The sequence below is a fragment of the Ferrimonas balearica genome (assembly GCF_019802055.1).
GTDB classification, from domain to species: Bacteria; Pseudomonadota; Gammaproteobacteria; order Enterobacterales; family Shewanellaceae; genus Ferrimonas; species Ferrimonas balearica_A.
Map to the genome: position 1 here is coordinate 829,741 of NZ_JAHVHW010000004.1, position 6,737 is coordinate 836,477.

A 6,737-nucleotide genomic window follows, 5' to 3' on the forward strand; every position below is an offset into this window, starting at 1 on the left:
TCAGAGATCAACTACCATCAATGACCCGATATTGTTGAGGCACGTTACCGTACAAAAGAGACGAAAAAGCCGCCATAAAGGCGGCTTCCAACAGTCGGGCATTGCGGCCCCTGATCAGGCTGCAAGCGGTATGAGGCTTAATCCAGGTAGCGGTACTGCACCCGGGCCGTGGTGCTGCACAGCAACTCATAAGGGATGGTGCCCGCGCACTCGGCGATCTCCTCCACCGGCAACCCTTCACCCCAGAGCACCACATCGTCTCCCACTTGTACCGGTGAGTCCGCTACCTCCACCGTCAGCATGTCCATGCTGATGCGACCGGCCAGAGGATAACGCTGGCCATTGATCAGGACTGGCGTGCCGGACACCGCGTGGCGCGGATAGCCATCGCCATACCCCATGGCGATCACCGCGATGCGGGTATCCCGGCTGCTGCGCCAGGTCTGTCCATAGCCAACAGGCTCACCCGCTTTCAGATCCCGTACTGCCAGGACCTTGGAGCGCATGGTCATCACCGGTTGCAGGTCGAACTGGGCCGCCCGCCCACCAATCATCGGGTTGACACCATACAGGGCCAGACCGGGACGTACCCAGTCGCCGTGCGCCGCAGGCCAGCTTAAGGTGCCAGCGGAATTGCACAGTGCCTTCTCTCCCGGCAGCGCCTGAACCAGCTGATTAAAGCGCTGGATTTGACGCACGGTCTCCGGGTTTTCCAACTCATCCGCCACCGAGAAGTGGGTCATCAGGTTGGGGGGCAGTCGCACGTTTTCGCAACGACAGAGACGGTCATACAGTTCGCCGAACTGCTCGGCAGTGACACCCAGTCGATGCATGCCGGTGTCGATCTTCAACCAGATCACCAGCGGCTGGGAGAGTGGGGTCTGCTCCAGCAAACGCACCTGCTCAGCATCGTGAATCACCACATCCAGCTGGTGCTGGGCGGCCTGCTCCAGATCCTCGGCAGAGAACACCCCCTCCAGCAGCACCAGACGGGCGGAAATACCACTCTCCCGGAGTGCCAGTGCCTCTTCGATGCGGGCCAGCCCGAAGCCATCGACCTGATCCAGCCAGTTGGCCAGTTTCACCAGGCCGTGACCGTAGGCGTTGGCTTTCACCACCGCCATCAGTTTGCTTTGAGGTGCCAGCGCCCGAAGGCGCTGAAGATTGTGGTTTAGAGCGCTGCGGCGGATCTCCGCCACGGGGGAAAAACGCATAGTTACTCGTCGTAGTCGAAGGTGTTACCGGCGTAGTTATCAAAGCGGGAGAACTGGCCCTGGAAGGTCAGTGGTACCTTACCGATAGGACCGTTACGCTGTTTACCGATGATGATCTCGGCCAGCCCTTTCTCCGCTGTATCCGGATGGTACACCTCGTCCCGGTAGATAAACATGATGAGGTCCGCATCCTGCTCGATGGAGCCGGATTCACGAAGGTCAGAGTTCACCGGACGTTTGTCGGCACGCTGCTCCAATGAACGGTTCAGCTGCGACAGCGCCACTACGGGGCACTGAAGCTCTTTGGCCAGGGCTTTCAGAGAGCGGGAGATCTCCGCAATCTCCAGGGTACGGTTGTCAGACAGTGCCGGCACCTGCATCAACTGAAGGTAGTCCACCATGATCATGGAGATGCCGCCGTGCTCACGGGCAACCCGTCGGGCACGGGAGCGCACTTCGGTGGGGGTCAGGCCGGAGCCATCATCGATGTACATCTTGCCCTGCTCCATCATCAGACCCATGGTGGAGGAGACCCGCGCCCAGTCGTCATCGTTGAGCTGACCGGTACGGATCTTGGTTTGATCAACGCGACCCAGAGAAGCCAGCATACGCATCATGATCTGCTCGGAGGGCATCTCCAGGGAGAAGATCAGAACCGGTTTGTCCTCATTCATCGCCGCCTGTTCACAGAGGTTCATAGCGAAGGTGGTTTTACCCATGGAGGGACGGGCGGCCACAATCACCAGATCCGACGGCTGCAGACCGGCGGTCATGCGGTCGAGATCCGAGTAACCAGTGGATACCCCGGTCACGCCGTTATGGGGGTTGTTGAACAGCTGCTCGATCTTATCAACCGTCTTGGACAGTACCGCCTTGATGTCTTCCGGACCCTCGTTGGCGTTGGCCCGCTTCTCAGCGATCTGGAATACCTTGCTTTCAGCCAGGTCCAGCAGCTGCGACGAGTCCCGACCGTCGGGGTTGAAACCGGCGTCGGCAATCTCGTTGGCGACCCGAATCATCTCACGCACCACCGCTCGCTCACGAACGATGCTGGCGTAGGCAGTCAGGTTGGCCACACTCGGGGTGTTCCGGGCGATGTCGGACAGGTAGGGAATGCCCCCCACCGCTTCCAGCTCACCCTTCTTATCCAGCTCTTCGGAGACGGTCACCAGATCGAGCGGTTCGCCCCGCTCCAGCAACACGGACATGGCACTGAAGATCAGTTGATGGCTGCGGCTGTAGAAGTCGTCCTTCACCACCCGTTCGGCGACCTGGTCAAACAGGTCGCTGTTCAGCATCAGGCCGCCCAATACGGACTGCTCTGCTTCGAGAGAGTGAGGGGGCAGCTTCAGTTGATCCACCGAGGCCGGTGCCTGGCCGGATTTATTCCGGGCCCGTGTTTCCGCCATGTTAATTCCGTTACACTGTCTGAGAAAATAAGCTCGAGGAGGGGCATTCACCCTCCCGGAAAAAAACCATAATAATCGAAGGAACCCCGATGCCAACAAGGAAACTCTGGCAGGTGCTAACGCCGTTAGCGCTATTAACCACCCTTCCCCTGCACGCCGATGAGGGGCAATGGCTTCCCCATCAGTTACTTGAGCTGGAATCGCAGCTGAAGCAGCGTCGCATCGAAATCCCCGCACAGCAACTGGCCGATCTGACCAAGCCGCCGATGAATGCGGTAGTGGGATTGGGCTATTGTACTGCGTCCTTTGTGTCCCCCCAAGGGCTCGTGGTCACCAACCATCATTGCGCTTACGGTGCCATCCAGTACAACAGCCACGGTGAGCACAACTACATGGAAGATGGCTTCCTGGCCAAGGATCAGGCTCACGAGCTGTCCGCCGGTCCCCAGGAACGTCTCTATATCACTGATAAAGTGGAAGATGTCACCACACAGGTGTTGGAAGGCAGCGAGCAACTGGAGAGTGGCTACGAGCGCTACCAGTTGATTGAGCGTAACCGCAAAGCGGTCATCCAGGGCTGTGAAGCCGACCCGGCCTACCGCTGCAGCGTCCGGGATTTCCACGGTGGACTCAAATACTACCTGCTCCGCCAACTGGTGATCCGGGATGTACGTCTGGTCTACGCGCCACCGGAGAGCGTCGGCGCCTACGGCGGCGACATTGATAACTTTGAATACCCCCGTCACAGCGGTGACTTCACCTTCCTTCGTGCCTATGTGGCCAAAGACGGCAGCCCCGCCCCCTACAGCGAAGACAATGTGCCCTACCAGCCCGCAGGCTACCTCAACATCAATGCTGAGGGTGTCCGGGCCGGTGATGGCGTTCTGGTTGCTGGCTACCCGGGTCGCACCAGTCGCCACAAGCTGACCGAAGAACTGGTGTTCTCAGCAGATTGGCTCTACCCCACTCAGGCTGCCCGTTATCAGGGACGCATCGATGCCATTGATGCGCTCTCTGCCACCACGCCGGAAGTGGCCGTTGCCTATGCCGCTACCAAAGCCAGCTACGCCAACCGGATGAAAAAACTGAACGGCCTGCTGGACGGTTTCCGCAAAACCGACATCCCGGCGCTGAAAGTCAGCCGCGATCGGGCCTTTGACCAGTACCTTCAGGGTAAACCGGAAGCCCAGGCCCTCTCCCACCTGCGTCAATTGGTGGCCGAGAGCCAGAGCGACTATCAATCCAGCTTCTATCTGAACAACGCCCAGTCTGGTGCGCTGCTCAGCGCCGCCTCCTCACTCTATAAGTGGGCCAAGGAGCAGGAGAAAGCGGATGCGGAACGCGATGCCGGCTATCAGGAGCGGGACCGCAAGCTCTTTGCCGCCCGACTGGATCGGCTTGAGCGCCGCTTTGATGCCCGTATGGATCAGGTGTTGTGGCAGCAGGATATCGACGCCTACCTGGCACAGAACCAACGTGACCCGGTACTGGATGCCCAACTGGCCAAACTGGACTTTGACACCCTGTACGTGAAAACCACTCTGGGAGACAAAGATCAGCGCCGCGCCTGGATGGACAAACCCGCCGCCGAATTTGAGCAGAGCTCCGACCCTCTAATCCAGATGGCCGTCGCACTCTATCCCGGCAATGAAGCACGCAGCAAAGCCCGCAAGGCCCACTTGGGAGAACTCTCCAAGGCGCGTCCTCAGTTGATGCAGGCGATGCTCGACTGGTACCAGAGTCAGGGCCGTCCCGTTTACCCTGACGCCAATGGCACACTGCGCATCAGCATTGGTCATGTTGATGGCTATCAAGCGGCAGACGCCCTCTACAAGCAGCCCTTCACTCGTCTCGAAGGGATCCGCGAGAAACATACCGGTATCGAACCCTTCAACGCGCCCGCCAAGGTGTTGGCAGCGATTGATGAGCACCGCTTTGGCCAGTACGCACGCCCCAATCTAACCGCTCCCCAGGAGCAGGCCTGGTATTGCGGCTTCCTACCCTGTGCCCAAGCGGATGCCCAACCCTTTGGTTCCGTTCCGGTGAACTTCCTCTCCAGCGCGGATACCACAGGGGGCAACTCCGGTTCGCCGGTGATGAACGGTAAAGGGGAGCTGGTGGGTCTGAACTTTGACTCCACCTACGAATCGATCACCAAAGACTGGTATTTCAACCCGGCCATCACCCGTGCCGTGCATGTGGATATCCGTTATGTGCTTTGGATGATGAGCGAAGTGGATAACGCCCAGTGGCTGCTTGAGGAGCTGACTCTGGTGCAGTAATTCCAGGTATCCATCCCCAAAAAGGCCGCCCCATGGGCGGCCTTTTTCTAAGCTTGGCAACAGACTCAGAAGGGTTGGTTTACCACCACACGCAACTGACTTTCCTCCTCGCTGAAGCCCCAGTCGACACGGGCAACCACATTCTCAACCCACATCCGCACGCCAAAGCCAACGGTCCAATCCATCTCCTTGTGCAGTTCGCTCAGGTCATAGCTGTCATGCACACGCCCGACTTCGCCATAGATAGCCAACTGCCACCAGGGGAAGTAGTAACGATCGATAAAGGGGATCGCCCCCTGCGGCTGCCACCGGGGAATGGCCCGGTACTCGGCTCCATAGAACACGGCACTGCGATCATGGAAGCGACCGCTTTGGTAACCCCGAAGACGGTTCCAGCCCCCCAGCGTCGATTCCGCAAACCAGGGTGGGCGATGCCCTTCGGCGCCGCTGTCCCAGGTTGGAACATCAGAGGTGTAGGCCGTTAACGCCAGGACCTGCTGCTTACTCCAGTTGCTGGCGCCAAAGTTCAGATAGTGGCTGTATTGCGCTTCCCATTTGGTGTAGCTGCTGCGCTCACCGCTGCCAAAGTCGCGGTGAAGCTGCGCTTCGAAGCGGTAGCCACGGCTGGGCGAGGGGATAAAGTCCCGGGCGTCATGATCCAGTTTCAGGCTGACTCCTTGAGTCTTGTCCTTCTGAAACTGGCCATCAAACCCTTCAACCGTGCGCTCCCGATAGAAAGGCTCAAACTCGACACTGGTGTAAGCGCCAACCTGCTCACCCTTCTCCGGGGCCACCGGGATGCCTGCCACCAAACGCGCCCGGCGCTGAGGAGAGTGTTCACCTGCACCAAAGGGCAGTACGTATCTCAGTGTCGCGTAGAAGTCCCGTTGGCTCTCTTCGCCCAGAACCATGTTCTCCCCACTGGAGCCATGAGATCCCGCCGGAGTGTCAAAGTTCGGATTACCGTCGATATAGACGTTGGTTTCCCGCATACGTGCATCGAACGCCTGCAGGTCCACAAACCAACGACCGGAGTCGCCAAAGTGCAGGTTGTAAGCCCCCAGAAACGCCACGTAGCTGTCATTTTCGGAGTAGGTGCCTACGGCCACCAGCTGTGAACGCTCCTGCAGTACGCCCTGAAGTGACGCCGCCGCCCCCACACTGAAGCCCATACTGGACGTTGTGAAGATAAAGGGCACCGCAGCACTTCTTCCTTCAGGTCGGGCTGTGGACGATGAAGCTGCCGGTGCAGCCTCAGAGTTCTGTGATTGGGGCTCTTCAGCCCAAGCGGGTCTTACCAAGGTGGAGACCAGCACCAAACCCATCAGGAAAAGGCGAGACATGTTGACTCCGAGAAAATGAGGCAGCGAAGAATAACGCTGGCATCGACAACTGTCATCCCGGTTAAGCGGTAACCACCACCGAGTTCAGTTCACATTAAGCCTGGCCAAATTCGGTGTTCGGTCTGGCAGGCAAAAACGACGAAAGCCCGCAGCGTTAGCTGCGGGCTTTCTGGAATGGGTGCCTGGCGGTGACCTACTCTCGCATGGGAACTCCCACACTACCATCGGCGCGGTTGCGTTTCACTTCTGAGTTCGGCATGGGATCAGGTGGGACCACAACGCTATTGCCACCAGGCAAAAACGGTTGATGCAAAGCATCGAATTCGATTTAAAAAGCCCTCGCCGTTGAGGCAAGGGCTTAAAATTAGGAGCCTGGCGGTGACCTACTCTCGCATGGGAACTCCCACACTACCATCGGCGCGGTTGCGTTTCACTTCTGAGTTCGGCATGGGATCAGGTGGGACCACAACGCTATTGCCACCAGGCAAA

The 6,737-nt window shown here is 58.7% G+C and carries 4 protein-coding genes and 2 rRNA genes; 1 reads left to right on the top strand and 5 read right to left on the bottom strand.

Features of this window, described 5'->3' with window-relative positions; translation table 11 throughout:
* Window positions 1-137: 137 nt before the first annotated feature.
* Window positions 138-1,214, bottom strand: coding sequence for an alanine racemase (alr, locus tag KUV52_RS04590; RefSeq protein ID WP_222524742.1), 1,077 nt, complete (start codon window positions 1,212-1,214; stop codon window positions 138-140).
* 2 nt (window positions 1,215-1,216) lie between these two features.
* Complete coding sequence (gene dnaB, locus KUV52_RS04595; protein ID WP_222524743.1) at window positions 1,217-2,623, bottom strand: replicative DNA helicase; 1,407 nt, start codon at window positions 2,621-2,623, stop codon at window positions 1,217-1,219.
* An 89-nt stretch (window positions 2,624-2,712) separates the two neighbouring features.
* On the opposite strand from dnaB, the gene KUV52_RS04600 reads away from it, so the two are divergent.
* Entirely contained in the window at window positions 2,713-4,905 is a 2,193-nt protein-coding gene (locus tag KUV52_RS04600) for a S46 family peptidase (protein WP_222524744.1), read from the top strand.
* A gap of 65 nt (window positions 4,906-4,970) precedes the next feature.
* On the opposite strand, the gene KUV52_RS04605 is transcribed toward KUV52_RS04600, so the two are convergent.
* The 3 genes from KUV52_RS04605 to rrf (KUV52_RS04615) form a co-directional block, all read right to left on the bottom strand.
* Window positions 4,971-6,248 carry a BamA/TamA family outer membrane protein gene (locus KUV52_RS04605; protein WP_222524745.1) on the bottom strand — a complete coding sequence of 426 codons (1,278 nt, stop codon included), beginning with the start codon at window positions 6,246-6,248 and terminating at the stop codon, window positions 4,971-4,973.
* A 180-nt stretch (window positions 6,249-6,428) separates the two neighbouring features.
* Window positions 6,429-6,543 (bottom strand): 5S ribosomal RNA (gene rrf, locus KUV52_RS04610).
* Window positions 6,544-6,618: 75 nt separating this feature from the next.
* Window positions 6,619-6,733, bottom strand: a 5S ribosomal RNA gene (rrf, locus tag KUV52_RS04615).
* Window positions 6,734-6,737 lie beyond the last annotated feature (4 nt).